Genomic DNA, 21,382 nt, shown 5'->3' with positions numbered 1-21,382 from the left:
GCGCTGGTCAGGCGGGTGATCGCGATGCCCTTGACCCGTTTGAGCACCCGTTCGGCATCGATCAGGCCGCTCAGTTGCGTGCGCGGCAAGTCGACCTGGCTGACGTCGCCGGTGATCACCGCCTTGGCGCCAAAACCGATACGCGTCAAAAACATCTTCATCTGCTCCGGCGTGGTGTTCTGCGCCTCGTCGAGGATCACAAAGGCGTGGTTCAGCGTGCGGCCACGCATGAAGGCCAGCGGCGCGATTTCGATCTGCTGGCGCTCGAACGCTTTTTGCACGCGCTCGAAACCCATCAGTTCATACAGCGCGTCATACAACGGCCGCAAATACGGGTCGACCTTCTGGTTCAGGTCACCCGGCAAAAAACCCAGGCGCTCGCCGGCTTCTACCGCGGGCCGCGTCAGCACAATGCGCTGCACCGCGCTGCGCTCCAGCGCATCCACCGCGCAGGCCACCGCCAGGTAGGTCTTGCCGGTGCCGGCCGGACCGATGCCGAAGGTGATGTCGTGCGCGGCGATGTTGTCCAGGTACATGCCCTGGTTCACCGTGCGGGCGCGCAGGTCGGCGCGCCGCGTCGACAGCGCCGCACCGCCATCGGGCGCGGTGGACATCGCGCCGTCGCCGGCCAGCATCAGTTGCACGGTCTCCTCGGGAATCGGCCGGTTCGCCATTTCATAGAGCGCTTGCAGCACCTCCAGCGCCTGCTGGGCCTTGGCCTTGGGGCCGTCGATCTTGAACTGCTCGAAGCGGTGCGCAATCGTCACCTGCAGCGCGGCCTCGATGGTGCGGATGTGGGCGTCCATCGGTCCGCACAGATGGCCCATGCGCGTGTTGTTGGGCGGCGTGAAGGTGTGTCTGAGGATCAAGGCGTGGGTTTTCCTGAAATCGAGGGTTTTGCCGGGATTGTCCCCCCAATTTTCACCCGCTGCCCGGCTGATAAGATTTGCCCATGATTGGACGCACATGATAGGAAGAATACAAGGCCTGCTGGCTGAAAAGAACCCCCCGGAACTGCTGGTGGACTGCAACGGCGTGGGGTACGAGGTGCTGGTGCCCATGAGCACCTTTTACAACCTGCCGGCGCTTGGCGACAAAGTCTCTTTGCTCACGCATTTTGTGGTGCGCGAGGATGCGCAAATCCTCTACGGCTTCGGCAGTGCCAGCGAACGCGCGGCCTTTCGCCAGCTGATCAAGATCTCCGGTGTCGGCCCCCGCACTGCGCTCAGCGTGCTCAGCGGCATGAGTGTGGAGGAACTGGCCCAGGCGGTGACCAGCCAGGAAGCCGGCCGCATCATCAAGGTCCCCGGCATCGGCAAAAAAACCGCTGAACGCCTGCTGCTCGAACTCAAGGGCAAGCTCGGCGCCGACATGGGCATCACCGTCAGCGTGGCCGACGATGCGCAGTCCGACATCCTGCAGGCGCTGGTGGCGCTCGGTTACAGCGACCGTGATGCGGCGCTGGCGCTGAAGGCGCTGCCCAAGGACATCGGTGTCAGTGATGGCATCAAGCTGGCGTTGAAAGCCCTCGCGAAATGAGCATCCAGACCGACGACTTCGACATGTCGGGCGTGCCGCCCGTCAAACGGGTGATGTCGGCCGCGCCGGCCTCGCCCAATGAAGAGGCGATTGAACGCGCGCTGCGGCCCAAGCTGTTTGACGAGTACGTCGGCCAGTCCAAGGTGCGCGAGCAACTCGAGATTTTTATCGGTGCGGCCAAAAAACGCAGCGAGGCCATGGACCATGTGCTGCTGTTCGGCCCGCCCGGTCTCGGCAAAACCACGCTGAGCCACATCATTGCGCACGAACTCGGCGTGAACCTGCGCCAGACCTCGGGACCGGTGCTGGAAAAGCCGAAGGACCTGGCGGCGCTGCTGACCAACCTCGAAAAAAACGATGTGTTGTTCATCGACGAAATCCACCGCCTGAGTCCGGTGGTCGAGGAAATTTTGTACCCCGCGCTGGAGGACTACCAGATCGACATCATGATTGGTGAAGGTCCGGCGGCGCGCAGCATCAAGCTCGACTTGCAGCCCTTCACACTGGTCGGTGCCACCACGCGCGCCGGCATGTTGACCAATCCGCTGCGCGACCGCTTCGGCATCGTGGCCAGGCTGGAGTTCTATACCGCGCAGGAGCTGCAGCGCATCGTCACGCGCAGCGCCAAACTGCTCAACGCGCCCATGGACGAGGACGGCGGTTTCGAAATCGCGCGCCGCTCGCGCGGCACGCCGCGTATTGCCAATCGGCTGCTGCGGCGCGTGCGCGACTATGCCGACGTCAAGGGCAGTGGCCACATCTCGCTGGACATTGCCAACAAGGCGCTGGCCATGCTGGACGTGGATCCGCAGGGCTTCGACGTGATGGACAGGAAGCTGCTGGAAGCCGTGATCCACCGCTTCGACGGCGGCCCGGTCGGTCTCGACAATATCGCCGCCAGCATTGGCGAGGAGCGCGACACGATTGAAGACGTGATCGAGCCCTATCTGATCCAGCAGGGGTATCTGCAGCGCACACCGCGCGGGCGTATCGCGACGCTGGCCGCTTACCGGCACCTGGGCGTGACGGCACCGGCCAACCGGCAGGACGGCGCCTCAGACTTGTTTGTGCCCTGAGCTTGCAGCCGTGGTCACTGGCGTGGCGTTGAACACGATCAGGATTTGCGCGAGGTAGTAGGTGCTCAGCACCCACAGTTGCGCCATCGGCAGCGGAACGGCAAAACGGTTGGTGGCCAGCAGTGCGTCGCTGAGCATGAAAAAACCGGCGCCGACCGCCACGCCGATAGCAGCCTTGTCGCGCAGCACGGTAGCCCGACCGATCGCCTGCGCGGCCATCAGCGCGATCACCACCACGTAAGCGGCCACTGCAATTCGCAGCACGGGATTCAGGCCGTTGAACAAAAACGCGTACATCACGGCGCCTGTCGCCAATGTCAGGCCGAGCGCTCGCCGGCTGGCGAACCAGGGCATACCTTGCTTGAACAGCGCGATGTAAAACAGGTGGGCGACCAGGAAAGCCACGAGGCCGGGAATGAAAAAGCCGGGGAACATCAACAGGCAGTCGCCCGCCAGTGAAAACACCAACGCAGCCAGAAGCCTGATGTCAAATCGGCCATATGCCCTTTCCCCACGGGCGCGAGCAGCTACCAAAAAAATAGCAAGAAGCAGGGCCAGCGGCTTGAACAGACGGTGCGCTTCGACCCAACCCAGCGCGGCGGTGGCAGTCGCCAGCACGGCCGCCTCGATCAGCACCACCTGCAGCACCGACAGCCGGCCCTGCAGCAGGCCGCCCACCGCCCACAGGCCGGTGCCCAGCGCGGCCAGCCCGACCAGCGCGGGCCCCGGCGCCATCGCGTCGGCATGCCAGAGGAAATACGCGACGCCTGCCAGCAGCAGCAGAAACTGCACACCACCGAAGATCGCCACCGCGGGCTGCAGCGGCGGATGGAAATACTGGACACGTGTGATGTCGAAGCCCTCTTTCGGAAAACGCGCGGCAACATCGGCCGGCAGCCAGCCCGGCTGCTTGAACCAGACACGCAGCTTGTCGCCCCAGCTTCCGGCGTGCCAGGACGCCTTGCCCAGTGCCCAGTAGACCTCGGCATTGGCCCACAGCGGGTCCCAGCTGTTGAGCGGGCTGCGCGTGCCGTAGACACACTTCTCGTCTTCTTCCTTGAAACTGCCGAAGAGACGGTCCCAGACAATCAGGATGCCGCCGTAGTTTTTGTCGAGGTAGCGGTCGTTGACCGCGTGGTGCACGCGGTGATTCGACGGCGAGCAGAACCAGCGGTCGAACCAACCGAGGCGGGGCACGTGTTCGGTGTGCACCCAGAACTGGTACAGCAGGTCGATCAGCGCGACGATGCCGAAAATCAGCGGCGGTACACCGGCCACCGCCATCGGCACATAAAAAATCCAGCCCAGCAGCGCGCCGCTGCTGGTTTGCCGCAGCGCGGTCGAGAGGTTGTAGTCCTGGCTCTGGTGGTGCACCACATGGGCGGCCCAGAACACCGCACTTTCATGGCCGGCGCGGTGCAGCCAGTAGTAGCAGAAGTCGTAGAACACCAGCGCGATCAGCCAGCCGTACCAGGTGTTCCAGAACTCGGGATTCGGGTACAGCGCAACGCTGGAATAAATCGCGGTGTAGATGCCGATGCGAAACAAGCGGGTGAACACTGCGCTGACCTGGCTCAGCATGCCCAGACCGATGCTGCTGACGGCGTCGTTCAGCCGGTAGGTGTTGCGGCCCTTGGCATATCCCCAAGCGAATTCAAGCGCAATCAGCAGAAAGAAAACGGGTGTCGCCAGGACAATGATCTGGCTCGGCGAGAGAGTCATGCCGCCATTCTGGCGGGGATCAGGTCAGCGCGCCTCTGGCATCAACCCTGATGATCTGTTCGACCTTGCCGTGCTGCAGGCCGCCACGCACACCGAGCAGGTGCTCGTGCAGGTTGACGGTGGGGTCGCAGTGGCCGGGGATCAGCCAGACCGTGTCGCCGATCGCCGGCAGCACCGCACCGCGCAGGATGCCGTGTTCGTCGCCGCCGTTGACGTAGTCCAGCGCCAGCCCGTGCACAGAGGGCAGGCCGGAGTCGATGGCATGGCTTTTGTGACCGGCGTCCACCACCGCGTGGTCAGCGCAGACACTCATCACCTGGCTTTTGACAAACAGCGCATGTTCAAAAACGGGCTGAGCTGGATCATGTTCGTTGCTCGCGTAGTCGCGGTCCATGAACAAATAAGACCCGGCCTGTAACTCGCCATAAACGCCGCTGGCGGCTTCCAGCGAGAAGGTGCCGGTGCCTGCACCGGTGACCAGCGGAACCTCAAAGCCCGCTACCTGCAGCGCCGCTTTGGTGGCCTGTACATGGGTGATCACCTGAGCGATACCCGCATGCCGTTCGGCCACGCTGCGAAAATGCTGGGCGCGGCCATGGTAGGCCTGCAGCCCGCCGAACTGCAGCGCGGCATGCTTGGCCATCTCCGCCGCCAGCGGCACAGCGGCGGCGCCCGGCGCCAGGCCGCAGCGGCCGTGGCCGACATCAATCTCGATGAAGACGCGGACAAGGCTGTGTTGCCCGTGCACGGCTTTTGCGAGCCGCTGCAGGCCTTCCAGGCTGTCCACCGCGATGGCCAGTTGCCCGCCCAGGGCTTCGAGTTCCCGCGCCAGCGCCACGACGCGTTTGAGCTTGAAGGGCGAGACGATCTCGTTGCTGATGTAGATGTTGTTGACGCCCAAGGCCGCCAGTGCTTCGGCCTCTGACGTTTTTTGCACGCAGACACCGACCGCGCCGTGCGCCATTTGCAGTTTGGCCAGGGTGGCGCTTTTGTGCATCTTGGCGTGCGGCCGCAGCTTGACGCCGTGGTTGGCCGCAAAGGCCGCCATGGTAACCAGGTTGCGCTCCATCGCGTCCAGGTCGATCACCAGCGCCGGGGTGTCGATGTCGGCCGCGGGGCGGCCCAGAAGGTCAGACAGCAGATACATCAGGTGCTCGTTTCATCCAGGGGTCGGTTATCGGCTTCTGGCTCCAGGTGCTGGGTATCAGCCCAACCGACCAGCGAGAAGCCCTCGGGCGTCCACAGCAGGCGGTTGATGGCCGCATTGCCCAGCGCCCAGGTGCGCGGCGCCTGCAGTTCCAGCCTTGTTGCGGCGCGGTACAACACGTCCAGCACGCCGCCATGGCCGACCATCACGATCAGTTCGCCCGGATGTCGTGCCGCCAGGGTGTGTGCGGTCGTGACAACGCGTTCCCGCAACTGTGTGAGCGACTCGCCGCCGCTGGGCGCAAAGTGCGGGTCGCGCGTGCGCCAGCGCATGGCCTGTTCGGGCAGCGCGCTTTCGATGTCGGCAAAGGTCCTGCCCTGGAACTCGCCAAAATGCCGCTCGCGCAGGCCAGGCTCCGGAATCACCGGAACGCCGGCGGCGCGGCCGACATGCTGCGCGGTTTCGAACGCGCGCCCCAGGTCGCTCGCGTAAATCGCAGCGATGGGTTCTCCGGCCAGCGCCTGCGCCAGCCGGCCAGCCTGCCAGCGCCCGGTGTCGTTCAGGCCGATGTCGAGCTGGCCCTGAATGCGCGTATCCACATTCCAGGTGGTTTCGCCATGGCGTATGGCCAGCACGCGTGCGGCTTCACTCACTGAACAGCGCTCCGTTCCGGACATCCTTCGACAAGCTCAGGACGAACGGGAAATCAGCGAGGGAATATGGGGGCCTCATCTCGGTATCTCTATGCTGATCCGGCGCGTTCCGGCCGGTGGGACCGGGAAGTTGCGCAGGGCGGCATCCAGCATGGTGGCAATCACCGGCCCGTCGTCGGCCCAGGGGTCTTCGCTGAAGGCGCGGGTTTCATAGACGGCGGTGTTGCCGCGCAGCTCGCGGATCACCAGATTCACGTCACGCCGGTACAGCGGCGGCTCCATGCCCCCACCGATCGGAATGCCAAAACCAAAACCAATGCTGCCGCCGCCTCCACCAATGCCGCTACCGATAAAAATGCTGGAGCCGCCGCCATAGGGGTAGCCGTAACCGTCCCAGCGCGGGCGCATGACGGGCAGGGTGGTGGCGCTGACCTGCACGCTGAAGGCGGCGGCCTGCGGGTTGTGCTGCAGGCCGACCCGGCCCAGCGCGGCCTGGGCCAGGGCTTCGAGCGCCGGCTGGCGGGGGTCGGCCGATTGCTGCGAGGGCAGGCGCTCAAAGCGGTAGCTGCTGCCGGGCGCAGGCGGCGACGGTGCCCAGCGCGCAAAACTCGTGACGTCGCTTTTGACCAGGCGCGAACTGGCACATCCGCCCAGCAGGCCGACCAGGGTTGCTCCCAAAATAATAGCTGTCAGCGCACGTTTCATATGGCCTCCAGGCACAATTGCCTTGAAATTACTGAAGTGCGACGACGCTCAGACCGGGCCGCACCGGCTCCGAAAACGCTTCCTCGTCAAAGGCCTTGTCACCCTCCGGGTCCGGCATGCCGGTGCTGCGGATGCCCTTGAAGTCGTGTTGCTTGCCGTCCATCAAATGTGAGGGCACCACGTTCTGCAGCGAGGTGAACATGTTCTCCAGGCGTCCCGGAAACTTCTTGTCCCACTCTCGCAACATGTTGCCGACCTGCACGCGCTGCAGGTTTTGCTGGCTGCCGCACAGCGTGCACGGAATGATCGGAAAGTCGCGCACCTGCGCCCACTTGATCAAATCCTTTTCGGGCACATAAGCCATGGGCCGTATCACCACATGTTTGCCGGTGTCACTGACCAGCTTGGGCGGCATGCCCTTGAGGCGCGAGGCAAAAAACATGTTCAGGAAAAAGGTCTGCAACATGTCGTCGCGGTGGTGGCCCAGTGCAATCTTGGTGGCGCCCAGTTCCTCCGCGACGCGGTACAGAATACCGCGGCGCAGGCGCGAACACAGCGAACACATGGTCTTGCCCTCGGGGATCACGCGCTTGACGATGCTGTAGGTGTCCTGCGTCTCAATGTGGAAAGGCACGCCGAGTTTTTCCAGGTACTGCGGCAGGATGTGGTCGGGAAAGCCGGGCTGCTTCTGGTCCAGGTTGACGGCGATCAGCTCGAAGTTGATGGGCGCGCGTTTTTGCAGCTTGAGCAAAATGTCCAGCATGGCGTAGCTGTCCTTGCCGCCTGACACACAGACCATGACCTTGTCGCCTTCCTCAATCATGTTGAAGTCGACAATCGCGCGGCCGACCTCGCGGCACAGGCGTTTTTCGAGCTTGTGCTCTTCGCGCTCAATCTTCAGCCCGGATTTCGCGGCCGCAGCCACGGCCTCACCGGTCTCGGTGACTCCATCGTTCAATACCGCACTCATGTAGTTGTCATTCATCATTTCACCATTGCCCAGTTTCGACGCGAATGGCCACTTCGCAGTCGTCAAAAATTTCCAGTTTTGCAATTTTCACACGCACTCCCAACACACCCGGCAATTGCATCAGGCGGTGCGCCAGCTTGCCGATCAGCGTTTCAAGCAGGTTCACATGTTCGGCCCGACACTCGTTGATGATGATCTGCCGAACCTTGCGGTAGTCCAGCACATGGTGGATGTCATCGTCGCTGGGCAGCAGCGGCTGCGTGCCCAGGTTCAGGTCGGCATCGACTTGTATCGGTTGCGGTGCGGTCTTCTCCTGATCAAGAATGCCCAGGTTGGCGTCAAAACGCAAACCGGTCAGCGTCAGTATCTGGTTGCCACTTGTATTCAACATCTTGGGAATCGGCCTGCGGTGCGTGTGTAGGAAGGCGCGCTCACATGAGTGAGAAATCACGCTCGAATTTCATCAGGTGCTGGCCACCGTCCACCAGCAGCGTGGTGCCAGTGATGGAGGTATTTTCCAGCGCGAATTTGACGGTGGCGGCGACATCGGCTGCATTGGACGAGCGGCCCAGTGGCGACAGTGTGTGCAGCGCCTTGAATTTTTCTTCGCTCAGCAGATGGCTGGTCAGCGTCAGGCCAGGGGCCACGCCAACCACCCGCAACTGCGGTGCCAGCGCCATCGCCAGCATGGTGTTGGCCGCTTCCAGCGCCGCCTTGGAAAGGGTGTAACTGAAAAAATCCGGGTTCTGGTTCCAGAGTTTCTGGTCCAGCAGATTCACGACCGCAAACCGGCCGGTTTGCCCGGTGTCCGCGCCAGTGGCCTGCCGCGCCAGCACATGGGCGTGCAGGGCCTGCGCCAGCAAAATGGCTGCGCCGGTGTTGCTGCGCATGTGTTTTTCAAGGGCGGCAAAGCTGAAACTTGCCGCGCTGTCGTGTTCAAACACCGAGGCGTTGTTGACCACTGCATCGATCTGGCCGAAATGGCTGATGACTTGCGGCAACAGGCTGTGAACCGCCGCCTCATCCTCCAGATCACAACAAAAATGGGCTGCAACCCCTGCCAGTCGGGCGCAATCAGCTACAGTTTTAAGAGCATCTTGCTCCGAACTGCGGTAGTGCACGGCCACCCGCCAACCGCCCGCGGCCAGTGCGAGCGCAATCTCCCGGCCCAAGCGCTTGGCGGCGCCGGTGACAAGAACAACAGGAGCGGGAGACACAGAGGGCATGGGGGCAGGCCTGAAGGCAGGGTGGCTGGGCAATCGCCGACAATCCGGGGGTGACTCCCCCGACCCTGACGACACCCCCTAGTTTAACGAGCGCCCTCGCGGGGCGCATCCGTGAGGCCATCGCTGCCGCCGGCGGCTGGATCAGCTTTGACCGCTTCATGGCCCTGGCTTTGTACACGCCGGGTCTCGGTTATTACGCCAACAGTTCGCGCAAATTTGGCCTGATGCCCGGCTCGGGCAGCGATTTTGTGACCGCGCCCGAGTTGTCGCCGCGTTTTGGCCAGGCGCTGGCCCGGCAGGTCGGCCAGGCGCTGCAGGCCACGGCCACCGACGAGGTCTGGGAGTTTGGCGCCGGCTCGGGCGCCCTCGCGCAGCAGTTGCTCGGCGCACTGGGTCCCCAGGTCACACGCTACACCATCGTCGACTTGTCAGGCACGCTGCAGGCGAGGCAGCGCGAACGGCTGGCAACCTGGGGCGACAGGGTGCGTTGGGTCAGTGAATTGCCTGCGCACATGCAGGGTGCGGTGGTCGGCAACGAGGTGCTGGACGCGATGCCGGTCCAGTTGTTGGTGCGCCGCGATGGCGCCTGGTTCGAACGCGGCGTGGCGGTTCATGAGGACCGGTTTGTCCATGCTGACCAGCCGACTGCGCTGCACCCGCCTTATGACGTGCCCGACAGCCACGCGTACCTCACGGAGATTCATCCGCAGGCCGAAGCTTTTGTCGCGACGCTGGCCGATCGCCTGCAGGCTGGCGCGGTGTTTCTGATGGACTACGGCTTTCCCGAACATGAGTATTACCACCCGCAGCGCGCCATGGGCACGCTGATGTGTCACCGTGGGCATCGGGTCGATGCCGACGCATTGCAGGACGTGGGAGAAAAAGACATCACCGCGCACGTCAATTTCAGCGGCATTGCGCTGGCCGGGCAGGAATCCGGTTTGCAGGTGCTGGGCTACACCAGCCAGGCGCGCTTCCTGCTGAACTGCGGCGTGCTGGACGGCATGGAGGATGCGCCGCTGGCCGAACGCGTGATGGTGCAAAAACTCGTTAACGAGCATGAGATGGGCGAGCTGTTCAAGGTCATCGCCTTTGTGGTCGATTCACCAGAGCAGCCCTGGAGCCAGTGGCAGGCGATGGGTTTTGCGCAGGGTGACCGAACCCACACCTTGTAGGCTGGCGACGGTTCGCAACGCCGGCGCCTCAGGCGTAGCGCTTGCTGCGCAAATTGTTCTTCATCTCCTTGAGCAGCGGCTGCAGCTTCTCGCCGCCTATGCGCAGCGCCACACAGGTGGCCAGGATGTCGATGATCATCAGGTGCAGCAGGCGCGACACCATGGGGCTGTAGCGGTCATAACCTTCGGGGTGATCGGCCGCCAGGTGGATGTGGCCGGCCGAGGCCAGTGGCGAGCCGCTGGCGGTGATCACGATGGTGGTGGCGCCGTTTTTGCGCGCAATGCTTTCGGCGTCCATCAGGTCGCGGGTGCGGCCCGAGTTCGAGATGATCACCACGCAGTCGCCGGGCCGGAGCAATGAGGCGCTCATCACCTGCATGTGCCCGTCACTGTAGGCAATCGAATGCATGCCGAGACGGAAAAATTTGTGCTGCGCGTCCTGCGCCACGATGCCGGAGTTGCCGGCGCCGAAAAACTCAATGCGTTTTCCGGTCTGATAAGTCGCAGCCAGCACATGCGCGGCCTTCTCGATCGCGACCGAACTGGCGTCGTTGCGGTACTTCAGGAAAGCCGCCACCGTGTTGTCGATGACCTTGACCAGCACGTCGCTGGTCTTGTCGTCCACGTCCACGCTGCGGTGAATAAAAGGCACGCCCTCGCTGACGCTGCCGGCCAGCTTGAGTTTGAAGTCCGACAGGCCGTCGTAACCGACGCTGCGGCAAAAGCGGATCACCGTCGGTTTGCTCACATGCGCGCGCGACGCCAGCTCGGTCACCGGCAAGTTGGCAAAAGCGCGCGGATCGCCGAGCACCAGGTGCGCGACCCGCTGCTCAGCCGGCGCCAGCGACGGAATCGACGCTTTGATACGGTCAAGCACTGAAGCTCCCCCCGCGATGCGAAGCGAGCCGGTCAAGACCAGTTCGAGCCGCGGAACCGGCTTTGCCGGGCCGCAGGCGGGCGGCCCCCTCGGGGGGCAGCGCAGTACGCGAAGCGACAAGCTTGGGGGTCAACATTCCTCGCTCCAGCAGTAATCATCGCGCGCAATCATGGCGCTGGAGGCACTCGGTCCCCAGGTGCCCGCCGCATAGGGACGTGGGCCGGAACTGTCCTGCTGCCACGCATCCAGAATCGGTTCGACCCAGCGCCAGGCCTCTTCCTGTTCGTCGCTGCGCACAAAGAGGTTGAGCCGGCCGTTGATCACGTCGAGCAGCAGGCGCTCGTAGGCGCCGACACGTTCGGTGCCAAAACGCTTGTCAAAATCCAGGTCAAGCTGCACCGGCGCCAGCGTCTGGCTGGCTGCGCGGCTGCCTCCCCGGTTGTCCTGGCCTTGCGCAAACAGGTGCAGTTCCAGCCCGTCCTTGGGCTGCAGGTTGATCACCAGGCGGTTGCCTGCGCCCTGCGGCAACTTGAAAATCGCATGTGGTGTCGGGCGGAAGTTGACCTCGATGTGCGCATCGCGGTCGGCCAGGCGTTTGCCGGTACGAATATAAAAGGGCACACCGGCCCAGCGCCAGTTGGCAATCTCGGTGCGCAGCGCGACAAAGGTTTCTGTGCGGCTGTCAGGGTTCACGCCGCTTTCCTGCAGGTAGCCGGGCACGGCCTCACCACCTATGCTGCCGGCGGCATACTGGCCGCGCACCACGTGCTGCTTGAGCGTTTCCGGCGTCCAGGGCTTGAGCGAACGCAGCACCTTGAGCTTCTCGTCGCGGATGGCGTCGGCATGCGCATTGATGGGTGGCTCCATGCCGATGGCGCAGAGCAATTGCAGCGCATGGTTTTGCACCATGTCGCGCAGCGCGCCGGTGCTGTCGTAGAAGGCGCCGCGTTTTTCGACACCGAGCTCCTCGGCAATCGTGATCTGGATGTTGGCAATGTTTTCGCGGCGCCACAGCGGCTCGAACAGCGAGTTGCCAAATCGCATGGCAAACAGGTTTTGCACCGAAGGTTTGCCCAGATAGTGGTCGATGCGGAAGATCTGCTTTTCCGGCAACACACGCAGCACGGCTTCGTTGATGGCGCGGTTCGAGGCCAGATCGTGGCCCAGCGGTTTTTCCAGCACCACACGGGTTTGCGGGCCATTGAGCCCCACCGCCGCCATGTTTTCGCAAATGCCGGTGAACAACGCCGGCGCGGTCGCCAGGTACATCACCACGGTGTCGGCGTGGCGGGCTTTCAGCGTGTCGGCGAGTTGCGCATAGTCGGCCGGCTGTGACAGGTCCATGCGCAGGTAGTGCAGCAGGGCGGCAAAACGCTCGAACTCGTCGCCGCTGGGGCGTTTGGCGAGCTCCACGCTGTCAAAGCGCGACTGGATCAGCGCGCGGTACTGGGCGTCGCTCATCGCGTCACGTCCCACGCCAATGATGCGCCCCTCAGGCGGCAAGGATCCGTGGCGGAAGGCCTGGAACAGCGCCGGCATCAGCTTGCGCCAGGTGAGGTCGCCGGTGCCGCCAAACAGGACCAGGTCAAAGCTCATAATGGGGTCATCATGTAATAAAGTTTCATATTCTGCGCTCATAATCGTAACTCAATCGGGCCCTTCGCTGACAGGGTCCGCCGCAGCCAGACATCTACACTTGGCCCATGAACCAACTCGACGCACTCAAACAGTTCACCACCGTGGTGGCCGATACCGGCGATTTCAAGCAGCTCGATGCTTTCAAGCCGCAGGACGCGACCACCAACCCGTCGCTGATTCACAAGGCGGTGCAAAAGCCTGAGTACCAGCCGCTGATGGCCGACACCGTGTCGAAGTTTCGCGGTCGGGCGCTCGACGAAACCATGGACCGCCTGCTGGTGCGTTTCGGTTGTGAAATCCTGTCCATCATCCCCGGCCGCGTCTCTACCGAGGTTGACGCGCGTCTGAGTTTTGACAGCAATGCCACCTTCACCCGCGGCGAACGCATCATCGAGTTGTACGAGGCCGAAGGCATTCACATTGACCGCGTGCTGATCAAGGTGGCGGCCACCTGGGAAGGCATAGAGGCTGCGCGCCGGCTCGAAGACCGCGGCATCCGCACCAACCTGACCCTGCTGTTTTCCTTCTGTCAGGCGGTAGCCTGCGGCCAGGCGAAGGTGCAACTGATCTCGCCTTTTGTCGGACGCATTTACGACTGGTATAAAAAATCGGCCGGCGCTGCCTGGGACGAAGCCGCCAAAGCCGGCGCCAATGATCCCGGTGTGTTGTCGGTGCGTGAGATCTACAACCACTACAAACATTTCGGCATCACCACCGAGGTCATGGGCGCGAGTTTTCGCAACATCGGCCAGATCACCGCGCTGGCCGGCTGCGACCTGCTGACCATCAGCCCGGAGCTGCTGGCGCAACTGGCCGCCAGCAACGCGCCGCTGCAGCCCGCACTGAACGCCAAAGCCGCCCAGACACTGGACCTGCCGGCCGTCAACTTTGATGAGGTGACCTTCCGTTATGCCCTCAACGAGGACGCCATGGCCACCGAGAAGCTGGCGGAGGGCATACGCGCGTTTGCAGCGGATGCCGTCAAGCTTGAAAAACTGATGCTGGCCGCATGAGTTACGCAGCGGGGGGTCCCGGCGCGGGGATAGCTGCCAAAACGAATGCGGTCATGCCACCGACACCGCAGGGGTTGATCGCTGTTGGGCGCAAGGAGGACGCATGAGTAAAGCTGCCCCCCGTTGCGATCACACATCGGCTTGGGCCGCGTTGCAGGCGCACTACGCCAAGGTCGCCAAAAACTTTGACCTGCGCCAGGCCTTTGCCGCCCATCCGCAACGCTTTGCGGAATTCAGTCAGGACGCGCCCCATGTGTTTGCCGACCTGTCGAAAAACCTGATTGATACCGAGACGCAGACGCTGCTGCTGGACCTGGCGCGCCAGTGCGGCCTGGAGAGCCACCGGGACGCGATGTTTGCCGGTGAAAATATCAATCACACCGAAAATCGCGCAGTTCTGCACTTTTTATTGCGAAATCCGACCTCAGCCCATGGCGACCGGGCACAGACTGCTCCTGAAAAGATAGCAAGCGAGTTGTTGCAGGTGCACCAGACGCTGGATGCGATGCTGGTTTACGCGGCGCAGGTGCGGCAGGACGACGCCATCACCGATATCGTCAACATCGGCATTGGTGGCTCCGACCTCGGTCCGCAAATGGCGGTGCTCGCGCTGGATGAATTCCGCCTGACGGGCAAGCGGCTGCATTTTGTCTCCAACGTCGACGGCCAGGAACTGGCCGGTGTGCTGGCGCACCTCAGGCCGCAGAACACGCTGTTCCTGATTGCCTCCAAGACCTTCACCACCACCGAGACCATGACCAACGCCGCTTCGGCGAAACACTGGTTCGAGGCGCAGGGCGGCACCGATATTGCGCGGCATTTCGCGGCACTGACGACCAACGTGGCGGCTGCAAAGGACTTTGGGATCACCACCACCTTCGGTTTCTGGGACTGGGTGGGAGGGCGTTATTCCCTGTGGTCGGCGATTGGTCTGCCGCTGGCAATTGCGATTGGCGCGCAAGGTTTTCGGGATTTTCTCGCCGGCGCCCATGCCATGGACGGCCATTTCCGCAGCGCGCCGCTGGCGCAGAACCTGCCGGTGCGGCTGGGCCTGCTCGATGTCTGGTACCGGAATTTTCATGGCTTCACCAGCCGCAGCATCGCGCCCTACAGCAGCGCCTTGCGCCGTCTGCCCGCGTATTTGCAGCAACTGGAGATGGAAAGCAACGGCAAACGCGTGGATGCGGATGGCCAGGCCTTGCCGTTTGCGACGGCACCGGTGCTGTGGGGCGAACCCGGCACCAATGGCCAGCATGCCTACTTCCAGATGCTGCACCAGGGCACTGAGGTGGTGCCGGTCGAGTTTGTTGCCGTCAAGCGGGTCGCGCGCAGCCTTCCGGGGCACCACGACAAGCTGTTGGCCAATGTGTTGGCCCAGGCCCAGGCGCTGATGCAGGGAAAGAGCGACGCCGTCGGGCCGCCCCAAGGCGACGCCCCCCCCTCGGGGAGCAGCGAGCCACACGCCGTGGGCGAGCGTGGGGGCACCATGGTTTCGGGTGGCCACAAACATTTCCCCGGCAACCGACCCAGCACGTTTCTCTTGCTTGACGAGCTCACGCCCACCAGCCTGGGGGCATTGATCGCGCTGCAGGAGCACCGCGTGTTTGTCAGTGGCGCGATCTGGGGCATCAACAGTTTTGACCAGTGGGGCGTCGAGCTGGGCAAGGTGTTGGCCAAAGACCTGGAGAGCAGGCTGCATTCGGGCAACGCGGCGGGACTGGACGGTTCGACGGCGGGCCTGCTACAGCGCCTGCACGCTTCCCAATAAGCTGGATTCCCCCAGGCCGCCACCGGGTAATCGGCGTATCGCGGGCGGCTTGTGCCTGAGTCGGAGAGTATTCACGGGTTTTCTTCAACCCATGACTCAGGAGCTATAAAAATGATCAATCGCCGTGACCTGCTTGTTGGAGGGGGCGCCGCTGCCGCCGCCTATCTGGCCGGATCCTTCGTTCCCCTGGTGGCGCAGAACGCCCCGAATTTTGGCGCGCCCAGCGTCGTGCAGGTGGGGTATCGCAAGCAGAAGCTGGGCGACATGGAAGTCATCGCACTCAACGATGGCGTGGTGCGCCGCCCGCTGGCGGCCGAGTTTGTGCCCAACGCGCCGCTGACGGAAGTGCAGGCGCTGCTGCGTTCACAGAACCTTCCCACGGAGTATGTGGACGTGCCTTTCACGGCGTTCCTGATCGTCGCCGGCAACCGTCGCGTGTTGATCGACACCGGCTTTGCCGACAACGGCCCCGCCACCACCGGTCGCCTGCAGGCCAACCTGAACGCCGCCGGCTTCACGGTCAATGACATCGATACCGTGGTCATCAGCCATCACCATGGCGACCACATCAACGGCCTGCGCAACAAGGCTGGCCAGCTGGTGTTCCCCAAGGCCAAAATCATGGTGCCCAGCATCGAGCATGGCTTCTGGATGGACGACGCCAGGATGGCGGCGGCGCCGGACGCCATGAAGGGCGCCTTCCAGAACGTACGCCGTGTCTTTGGTGGGCTCGGCGCTGACCAGCTGGTCCAGTTCCAGGCCGGGCAGGACATCATGCCGGGCGTGACCACCACCGCAGCCTACGGTCACACACCGGGCATGGTGACGGTCAGCGCGCAAAGCCGTGGCGAAAAGTTTGCTTATCTGGCTGACCTGACCAATGTTCCCCAGCTTTTCGCCCGCAATCCGGACTGGTCCGTGGTGTTTGACATGAACCCCGAGCAGGCGCGCCAGACCCGTCGCTCGGTATTTGAGATGGTGGTCAACGAGAAGGTCATGGCCGGTGGTTTCCACTTCCCCTTCCCGGCCTTTGGCCGCATCGAGAAGATGGGCAACGGTTACGACTTCAAGCCGGTCGCCTGATCCGGAGCGCGCAAGAAAAAACCCGCAGGGCGCGAGCCCTGCGGGTTTTTTTGTTGTCTGGAGGTCCGGACGGCGTAGCGAGCAGGTGCCAGGCTAGGCGGACGGAGCACAGGAACCGGAGCGTACCTTGGGGTACGTGAGGATTCCGAGCACCGCCCAACGACGCATGGCGCCTGCGCAGTAGCCGGATTACATGCCCATGCCGCCCATGCCGCCCATGTCACCCATACCGCCACCCATGCCGCCAGGGCCGCCGGCGCCGGACTCGTCTTTCGGAGCCTCGGCCACCATGCATTCGGTGGTCAGCATCAGCGAGGACACAGACGCTGCGTTTTGCAGTGCAGTGCGGGTCACTTTGGTGGGGTCCAGGATACCCATGTCGATCATGTCGCCATAGGTCGCGTTGGCGGCGTTGTAGCCGTAGTTGCCTTTGCCGGCCAGCACTGCATTGACCACAACGCTTGGCTCTTCGCCGGCGTTGGAGACGATGATGCGCAGGGGTTCCTCGATGGCACGCAGGATCAGCTTGATACCGGCGTCCTGGTCCGCGTTGTCACCCTTGATGGTGCCAGCAGACTGCTTGGCGCGCAGCAGGGCCACGCCGCCGCCAGCCACAATGCCTTCTTCCACAGCAGCGCGTGTAGCGTGCAGGGCGTCTTCCACGCGGGCTTTTTTCTCTTTCATTTCGACTTCGGTGGCAGCGCCGACCTTGATCACGGCAACACCGCCGGCCAGCTTGGCCACGCGCTCTTGCAGTTTTTCACGGTCGTAGTCGCTGGTCGCTTCTTCGATCTGGACACGAACCTGCTTGACGCGGGCTTCGATGTCAGCAGCCGCGCCGGCGCCGTCAATGATGATGGTGTTTTCCTTGCCCACTTCGATGCGCTTGGCCTGGCCGAGGTCAGCCAGGGTCACTTTTTCGAGGGTCAGGCCCACTTCTTCAGCGATGACCTTGCCGCCGGTCAGGGTGGCGATGTCTTCGAGCATGGCTTTGCGGCGGTCGCCGAAACCAGGGGCCTTGACAGCCACAACCTTCAGGATGCCGCGGATGGTGTTGACCACCAGCGTCGCCAGGGCTTCGCCTTCGACGTCTTCCGAGATGATCAGCAGCGGACGGCTGGACTTGGCCACTTGCTCCAGGGTCGGCAGCAGGTCACGGATGTTGCTGATCTTCTTGTCATAGAGCAGCACAAACGGGTTGTCCAGAATCGCGGACTGCTTTTCAGGGTTGTTGATGAAGTAAGGCGACAGGTAGCCGCGGTCAAACTGCATGCCTTCAACCACGTCGAGTTCGCTGTTCAGCGACTTGCCGTCTTCAACGGTGATAACGCCTTCTTTACCGACTTTGTCCATCGCTTCAGCAATGATCTTGCCGACTTCTTCGTCGCTGTTGGCAGAAATAGTACCGACCTGGGCAATTTCCTTGCTGGTGGTGGTGGGCTTGGAAGCTTTTTTCAGCTCTTCGACCAGGGCCGTGACAGCCTTGTCGATGCCGCGCTTCAGGTCCATCGGGTTCATGCCGGCAGCGACATATTTCATGCCTTCGCGGACGATGGCTTGTGCCAGAACGGTAGCGGTCGTGGTGCCGTCACCGGCGATGTCGGAGGTCTTGGAAGCAACTTCCTTGACCATCTGCGCGCCCATGTTCTGCAGCTTGTCCTTGAGCTCGATTTCTTTCGCGACTGACACACCGTCCTTGGTCACGGTGGGGGCGCCGAAAGAGCGCTCCAGCACCACATTGCGGCCTTTGGGGCCCAGGGTGACCTTGACCGCGTTGGCCAGGATGTTCACACCCTCGACCATGCGTGCGCGGGCTTCGCCGCCGAAAATGACGTCTTTTGCTGCCATGTTTAATTCTCCAGATTCAGTTAATTAGGGTTGCGACAGGTGTGCGAGAACTTACTTCTCGACAACTGCAAACAAATCGTCTTCTTTCATGACCAGCAATTCGTCGCCATCGACCTTGACGGTCTGGCCGCTGTACTTGCCGAACAAAACGCGGTCGCCGACCTTGACGGCCATGGCGCTGATTTCGCCCTTGTCGTTCTTCTTGCCGGGGCCAACGGCCAGCACTTCGCCTTGATCAGGCTTTTCTGCGGCGCTGTCAGGAATGACGATGCCAGAGGCGGTTTTGGTCTCGTTTTCGACGCGTTTGACGATCACACGGTCGTGCAGGGGACGAAGTTTCATGGAAGGCTCCTGAGGTGAAACAATGGTTTTGGATCAAAAAGCAACCGTGCCAAGGGTCCGGATGCAGTGAAGGGACTGGAAGGAGTGGCTGTTAGCACTCATTACCATCGAGTGCTAATCATAAGGCTGTTTGGAGGGCATTTCAAGGCCATGCGGCAAAAATCAGGACCTGTAGGCTGATGACCAGATCGGGAAGCCGCTTTGCAGATTTCCCATCGTCCTACAAAAGACCCGCTGGCGTCTGACAGGAGGGACAAGAATCCCGCTCTAAAGTCATTTCATGACAATTTTTTTGGCTAATGAAGCCACTCCAGGGGAATTTATGAACCAGTTTGTAATTGACTTGCCTTCCAGTTCGTCGGGTCTTCGTTCCGGGTTTCCAGCGTCTGGCGACAAACGCGCGTCTGCACTGGTCAGGGCTGGTTCAATCAGGTCGGCCTGGCCTTTTTTGGTCAATGCCAACCGCGAGGCCGATAAACAGTCGCTCAAGCAGGACGCGGGCAACCCTTCCGGTTTTGCGAGTTGACCGGTTTGACGGCAAGGTAACCAAGGTCATCATGGGCGACGCAAGCATCGGCCAGGGCCGGCCGGGTGACAACAATGAAAATCAGGTGGATAAAAAATCCACGCCCCGCAAAACGTTTGGTGAAGAGGGGACCAACAAAACCCGGCCCACGCCCGACCCGAAAGCCAAACCCTCCGACGTCGGCGAGGGGGGTAAATTCATCGAATCGACACCTTTTACGCGCTGAGACCATTCAGCCCAAAAAAGCCACCGCTTGCGGTGGCTTTTTGCTGCCTGCCAGCTTCTGGCAGAACTGCGCCTCGCCTCAAGGAGCGTGCGGGCGCAACATCACGACTGTCAAACGGTTGATACAGGATTGGGATTCAGTCCTACAGCAGCGTAAGAGCGCCAAACTGGCATTTCGCGGGGTGTCTGATTATTATTTTTCAAAGTGCGATGAACAGCTCTGGTCTTGAAAAGTTGCTGCTCCTTCTGCTTGACGCCATCTGACAGATAACTTTGCTTATTCATACCCATGAAGATTCAGGACAATCCAAAGGCATCCCTCTTATCCACCGGAATCGCCGGCCTTGACAACATTCTGGGCGGCGGCTTGACCAAGGACCGTATCTATTTGATTGAGGGTGAACCCGGCACGGGCAAAACCACCACAGGTCTGCAGTTCCTGGTGGAGGGCGTTCGGCAGGGTGAGTCGGTGGTTTACATCACGCTTGCAGAAACACGGGCCGAGCTGCAGGGCGTGGGCGAGTCGCACGGCTGGGACATGGCGGGCATCCATATCCGCGAGGTGCTGCCGTCGGAAAACCTGTTACAGCCCGAGGCCCAGTACACCATGTTTCACCCCTCAGAGGTGGAGATGGGGACAACCATGCAGATGATTCTCGCGGTGATTGACGAGCGCAAGCCCACCCGTGTGGTGATCGACTCGCTGTCGGAGCTGCAACTGCTTGCCGACACGCCCTTGCGTTATCGCCGGCAGGTGTTGGCGCTCAAGCAGTTTTTTGCCAGCCGTTCGTGCACGGTGATGATGCTGGACGACCGCACGGCTGCAGGCATTGACCTGCAGGTACGCAGTATTGCGCATGGCGTCATCACGCTGGAGCAATCGGTCAAGGAGTACGGCGCCGAAAGGCGGCGGGTGCGCGTGGTGAAGTACCGGGGCATTGCCTTTCGCGGCGGCATGCACGACTACGACATTCAGTACGGCGGCTTGTGTGTCTATCCGCGTCTGGTGGCTGCCGAATCACGGGTCATGGAGAAAAGGCATCAACTCAAAAGCGGCCTGGCGCCACTGGATGCATTGCTGGGCGGTGGGCTGGAGGAGGGCACCAGCACGCTGATTGCCGGCCCGCCGGGCACCGGCAAGTCGTCGCTGGCGGCCCAGTTTGTGGCCGCGGCGGCTGCGCGGGGGCAGGCCAGCGCCATGTTTCTGTTCGAAGAAGCGATCAACAACCTGCTGAACCGCGCTGACGGTCTGGGGATGCAATTGCGCGAGCCCTGCCAGAAGGGTTTGCTGACCATCCAGCAGATCGATCCGGCAGAGCTGTCCCCCGGTGAGTTTTCAACAGCCGTCTGTGCGGCGGCCGACCGGGGTGCCAAGGTCGTGGTGATTGACAGCATCAACGGTTATCTCAACGCCATGCCCGATGAGCGCTTTTTGACCACCCACTTGCACGAACTGCTGACCTACCTGGGCCAGCGCGGTGTGGTGACCATTTTGGTCGGTGTCCAGCAGGGCATGCTGGGCGGCCAGATGTCCACCAGCGTGGATGCCAGTTACCTGGCCGACAACGTGTTGATGCTGCGTTATTTCGAGCATGACGGAGAGGTCAAACAGGCGGTATCCGTGTTCAAGAAGCGCGGCAGCCTGCATGAAAGAACGATCCGCCAGTTTTCCATGTCGGCTGGCGGCATCCACGTCGGTGAGGTCCTGCGCGGTTTCCGCGGCATCCTGACCGGCGTGCCGGTTTATCTCGGGAATGTGGGGGCAACAGCTGGCAGCGAATCCGGGGTCAGCTAAGTGGAGCGGCGAATTGTCATCTGTACGCCGACAGGACAGGATGCGGCCTTGACG

At 62.3% G+C, this 21,382-nt stretch carries 21 protein-coding genes and 1 other RNA gene; 9 read left to right on the top strand and 13 right to left on the bottom strand.

Features of this window, described 5'->3' with window-relative positions:
* A partial coding sequence (locus tag ACH2CW_RS06170) for a PhoH family protein (protein WP_395056133.1) occupies positions 1–869 on the bottom strand: 869 nt, incomplete at its 3' end.
* Between the two features lie 97 nt (positions 870–966).
* Here ACH2CW_RS06170 and ruvA point away from each other — a divergent pair.
* On the top strand, positions 967–1,539 hold the full coding sequence (gene ruvA / locus ACH2CW_RS06165; protein WP_395056131.1) for a Holliday junction branch migration protein RuvA: 573 nt from the start codon (positions 967–969) through the stop codon (positions 1,537–1,539).
* Positions 1,536–2,615: a Holliday junction branch migration DNA helicase RuvB gene (gene ruvB / locus ACH2CW_RS06160; protein ID WP_395056129.1), complete on the top strand. Its 1,080-nt coding sequence runs from the start codon at positions 1,536–1,538 to the stop codon at positions 2,613–2,615. The genes ruvA and ruvB overlap by 4 nt, the downstream gene beginning before the upstream one ends.
* Here the strand turns inward: ruvB and ACH2CW_RS06155 are convergent.
* The 7 genes from ACH2CW_RS06155 to ACH2CW_RS06125 all read right to left on the bottom strand — a co-directional run bounded on the left by ACH2CW_RS06155 (position 2,595) and on the right by ACH2CW_RS06125 (position 9,038).
* Positions 2,595–4,337: a lysoplasmalogenase family protein gene (locus tag ACH2CW_RS06155; protein ID WP_395056127.1), complete on the bottom strand. Its 1,743-nt coding sequence runs from the start codon at positions 4,335–4,337 to the stop codon at positions 2,595–2,597. The two genes, ruvB and ACH2CW_RS06155, sit on opposite strands and share 21 nt — an antisense overlap.
* Positions 4,338–4,356: 19 nt before the next feature.
* Positions 4,357–5,484: a DSD1 family PLP-dependent enzyme gene (locus tag ACH2CW_RS06150; protein WP_395056125.1), complete on the bottom strand. Its 1,128-nt coding sequence runs from the start codon at positions 5,482–5,484 to the stop codon at positions 4,357–4,359.
* Positions 5,484–6,137 carry a histidine phosphatase family protein gene (locus tag ACH2CW_RS06145; RefSeq protein ID WP_395056123.1) on the bottom strand — a complete coding sequence of 218 codons (654 nt, stop codon included), beginning with the start codon at positions 6,135–6,137 and terminating at the stop codon, positions 5,484–5,486. Before ACH2CW_RS06145 ends, ACH2CW_RS06150 begins: the two co-directional genes overlap by 1 nt.
* A 75-nt stretch (positions 6,138–6,212) precedes the next feature.
* The gene (locus ACH2CW_RS06140) at positions 6,213–6,842 is read right to left on the bottom strand and encodes a DUF4136 domain-containing protein (RefSeq protein ID WP_395056121.1); all 630 of its coding nucleotides are present in this window, start codon (positions 6,840–6,842) and stop codon (positions 6,213–6,215) included.
* Positions 6,843–6,870: 28 nt separating this feature from the next.
* Entirely contained in the window at positions 6,871–7,812 is a 942-nt protein-coding gene (gene ttcA, locus ACH2CW_RS06135; RefSeq protein ID WP_395056161.1) for a tRNA 2-thiocytidine(32) synthetase TtcA, read from the bottom strand.
* 19 nt (positions 7,813–7,831) lie between these two features.
* Positions 7,832–8,203, bottom strand: a complete 372-nt coding sequence (locus ACH2CW_RS06130; protein ID WP_395056119.1) for a dihydroneopterin aldolase — start codon at positions 8,201–8,203, stop codon at positions 7,832–7,834.
* A 40-nt stretch (positions 8,204–8,243) separates the two neighbouring features.
* The gene (locus ACH2CW_RS06125; protein ID WP_395056117.1) at positions 8,244–9,038 is read right to left on the bottom strand and encodes an SDR family oxidoreductase; all 795 of its coding nucleotides are present in this window, start codon (positions 9,036–9,038) and stop codon (positions 8,244–8,246) included.
* 50 nt (positions 9,039–9,088) lie between these two features.
* Here ACH2CW_RS06125 and ACH2CW_RS06120 point away from each other — a divergent pair, with 50 nt between their 5' ends.
* A complete protein-coding gene (locus tag ACH2CW_RS06120) occupies positions 9,089–10,213 on the top strand; it encodes a class I SAM-dependent methyltransferase (RefSeq protein ID WP_395056115.1) in 1,125 nt (374 codons plus the stop codon).
* A gap of 28 nt (positions 10,214–10,241) precedes the next feature.
* Here the strand turns inward: ACH2CW_RS06120 and ACH2CW_RS06115 are convergent, their stop codons facing one another.
* Entirely contained in the window at positions 10,242–11,090 is an 849-nt protein-coding gene (locus ACH2CW_RS06115) for a MurR/RpiR family transcriptional regulator (protein WP_395056113.1), read from the bottom strand.
* A gap of 129 nt (positions 11,091–11,219) precedes the next feature.
* Positions 11,220–12,686, bottom strand: a complete 1,467-nt coding sequence (gene zwf / locus ACH2CW_RS06110) for a glucose-6-phosphate dehydrogenase (RefSeq protein WP_395056111.1) — start codon at positions 12,684–12,686, stop codon at positions 11,220–11,222.
* Positions 12,687–12,793: 107 nt separating this feature from the next.
* On the opposite strand from zwf, the gene tal reads away from it, so the two are divergent.
* From tal to ACH2CW_RS06095, 3 genes are all read left to right on the top strand, one after another.
* On the top strand, positions 12,794–13,741 hold the full coding sequence (gene tal, locus ACH2CW_RS06105; RefSeq protein WP_395056109.1) for a transaldolase: 948 nt from the start codon (positions 12,794–12,796) through the stop codon (positions 13,739–13,741).
* Positions 13,742–13,844: 103 nt separating this feature from the next.
* Positions 13,845–15,509, top strand: coding sequence for a glucose-6-phosphate isomerase (pgi, locus tag ACH2CW_RS06100; RefSeq protein ID WP_395056107.1), 1,665 nt, complete (start codon positions 13,845–13,847; stop codon positions 15,507–15,509).
* A 111-nt stretch (positions 15,510–15,620) separates the two neighbouring features.
* On the top strand, positions 15,621–16,592 hold the full coding sequence (locus tag ACH2CW_RS06095; protein ID WP_395056105.1) for an MBL fold metallo-hydrolase: 972 nt from the start codon (positions 15,621–15,623) through the stop codon (positions 16,590–16,592).
* A gap of 62 nt (positions 16,593–16,654) precedes the next feature.
* On the opposite strand, the gene ACH2CW_RS06090 is transcribed toward ACH2CW_RS06095, so the two are convergent.
* The 3 genes from ACH2CW_RS06090 to groES all read right to left on the bottom strand — a co-directional run bounded on the left by ACH2CW_RS06090 (position 16,655) and on the right by groES (position 18,782).
* A non-coding RNA gene (locus ACH2CW_RS06090) (sX9 sRNA) lies at positions 16,655–16,730 on the bottom strand.
* Between the two features lie 51 nt (positions 16,731–16,781).
* Complete coding sequence (groL, locus tag ACH2CW_RS06085; RefSeq protein WP_395056103.1) at positions 16,782–18,440, bottom strand: chaperonin GroEL; 1,659 nt, start codon at positions 18,438–18,440, stop codon at positions 16,782–16,784.
* A gap of 51 nt (positions 18,441–18,491) precedes the next feature.
* Complete coding sequence (gene groES / locus ACH2CW_RS06080) at positions 18,492–18,782, bottom strand: co-chaperone GroES (protein ID WP_096667046.1); 291 nt, start codon at positions 18,780–18,782, stop codon at positions 18,492–18,494.
* 280 nt (positions 18,783–19,062) lie between these two features.
* On the opposite strand from groES, the gene ACH2CW_RS06075 reads away from it, so the two are divergent.
* The 3 genes from ACH2CW_RS06075 (at position 19,063) to ACH2CW_RS06065 (ending at position 21,328) form a co-directional block, all read left to right on the top strand.
* The gene (locus ACH2CW_RS06075; protein ID WP_395056101.1) at positions 19,063–19,308 is read left to right on the top strand and encodes a hypothetical protein; all 246 of its coding nucleotides are present in this window, start codon (positions 19,063–19,065) and stop codon (positions 19,306–19,308) included.
* 31 nt (positions 19,309–19,339) lie between these two features.
* Positions 19,340–19,534 (top strand): hypothetical protein, encoded by a 195-nt coding sequence (locus ACH2CW_RS06070; RefSeq protein WP_395056099.1) that lies wholly within the window; start codon positions 19,340–19,342, stop codon positions 19,532–19,534.
* Between the two features lie 288 nt (positions 19,535–19,822).
* Entirely contained in the window at positions 19,823–21,328 is a 1,506-nt protein-coding gene (locus tag ACH2CW_RS06065; protein ID WP_395056097.1) for an ATPase domain-containing protein, read from the top strand.
* Positions 21,329–21,382 lie beyond the last annotated feature (54 nt).

Origin of the sequence: Polaromonas sp. (assembly GCF_043778355.1) — a bacterium.
Classification (GTDB): Bacteria; Pseudomonadota; Gammaproteobacteria; order Burkholderiales; family Burkholderiaceae_C; genus Polaromonas.
Note: the sequence above shows the minus strand (reverse complement) of the source record. Positions and strands in the feature narration are given on the sequence as shown.

Bases quoted from the DNA above. Each gene is read 5' to 3' on its own strand.
- ruvA (WP_395056131.1), top strand. From the start codon at position 967: ATGATAGGAAGAATACAAGGCCTGCTGGCTGAAAAGAACCCCCCGGAA.
- ruvB (WP_395056129.1), top strand. From the start codon at position 1,536: ATGAGCATCCAGACCGACGACTTCGACATGTCGGGCGTGCCGCCCGTC.
- ACH2CW_RS06155 (WP_395056127.1), bottom strand. From the start codon at position 4,337: ATGACTCTCTCGCCGAGCCAGATCATTGTCCTGGCGACACCCGTTTTC.
- ACH2CW_RS06150 (WP_395056125.1), bottom strand. From the start codon at position 5,484: ATGTATCTGCTGTCTGACCTTCTGGGCCGCCCCGCGGCCGACATCGAC.
- ACH2CW_RS06140 (WP_395056121.1), bottom strand. From the start codon at position 6,842: ATGAAACGTGCGCTGACAGCTATTATTTTGGGAGCAACCCTGGTCGGC.
- ttcA (WP_395056161.1), bottom strand. From the start codon at position 7,812: ATGAGTGCGGTATTGAACGATGGAGTCACCGAGACCGGTGAGGCCGTG.
- ACH2CW_RS06130 (WP_395056119.1), bottom strand. From the start codon at position 8,203: ATGTTGAATACAAGTGGCAACCAGATACTGACGCTGACCGGTTTGCGT.
- ACH2CW_RS06125 (WP_395056117.1), bottom strand. From the start codon at position 9,038: ATGCCCTCTGTGTCTCCCGCTCCTGTTGTTCTTGTCACCGGCGCCGCC.
- zwf (WP_395056111.1), bottom strand. From the start codon at position 12,686: ATGAGCTTTGACCTGGTCCTGTTTGGCGGCACCGGCGACCTCACCTGG.
- tal (WP_395056109.1), top strand. From the start codon at position 12,794: ATGAACCAACTCGACGCACTCAAACAGTTCACCACCGTGGTGGCCGAT.
- pgi (WP_395056107.1), top strand. From the start codon at position 13,845: ATGAGTAAAGCTGCCCCCCGTTGCGATCACACATCGGCTTGGGCCGCG.
- ACH2CW_RS06095 (WP_395056105.1), top strand. From the start codon at position 15,621: ATGATCAATCGCCGTGACCTGCTTGTTGGAGGGGGCGCCGCTGCCGCC.
- groL (WP_395056103.1), bottom strand. From the start codon at position 18,440: ATGGCAGCAAAAGACGTCATTTTCGGCGGCGAAGCCCGCGCACGCATG.
- groES (WP_096667046.1), bottom strand. From the start codon at position 18,782: ATGAAACTTCGTCCCCTGCACGACCGTGTGATCGTCAAACGCGTCGAA.
- ACH2CW_RS06075 (WP_395056101.1), top strand. From the start codon at position 19,063: ATGACAATTTTTTTGGCTAATGAAGCCACTCCAGGGGAATTTATGAAC.
- ACH2CW_RS06070 (WP_395056099.1), top strand. From the start codon at position 19,340: ATGGGCGACGCAAGCATCGGCCAGGGCCGGCCGGGTGACAACAATGAA.
- ACH2CW_RS06065 (WP_395056097.1), top strand. From the start codon at position 19,823: ATGAAGATTCAGGACAATCCAAAGGCATCCCTCTTATCCACCGGAATC.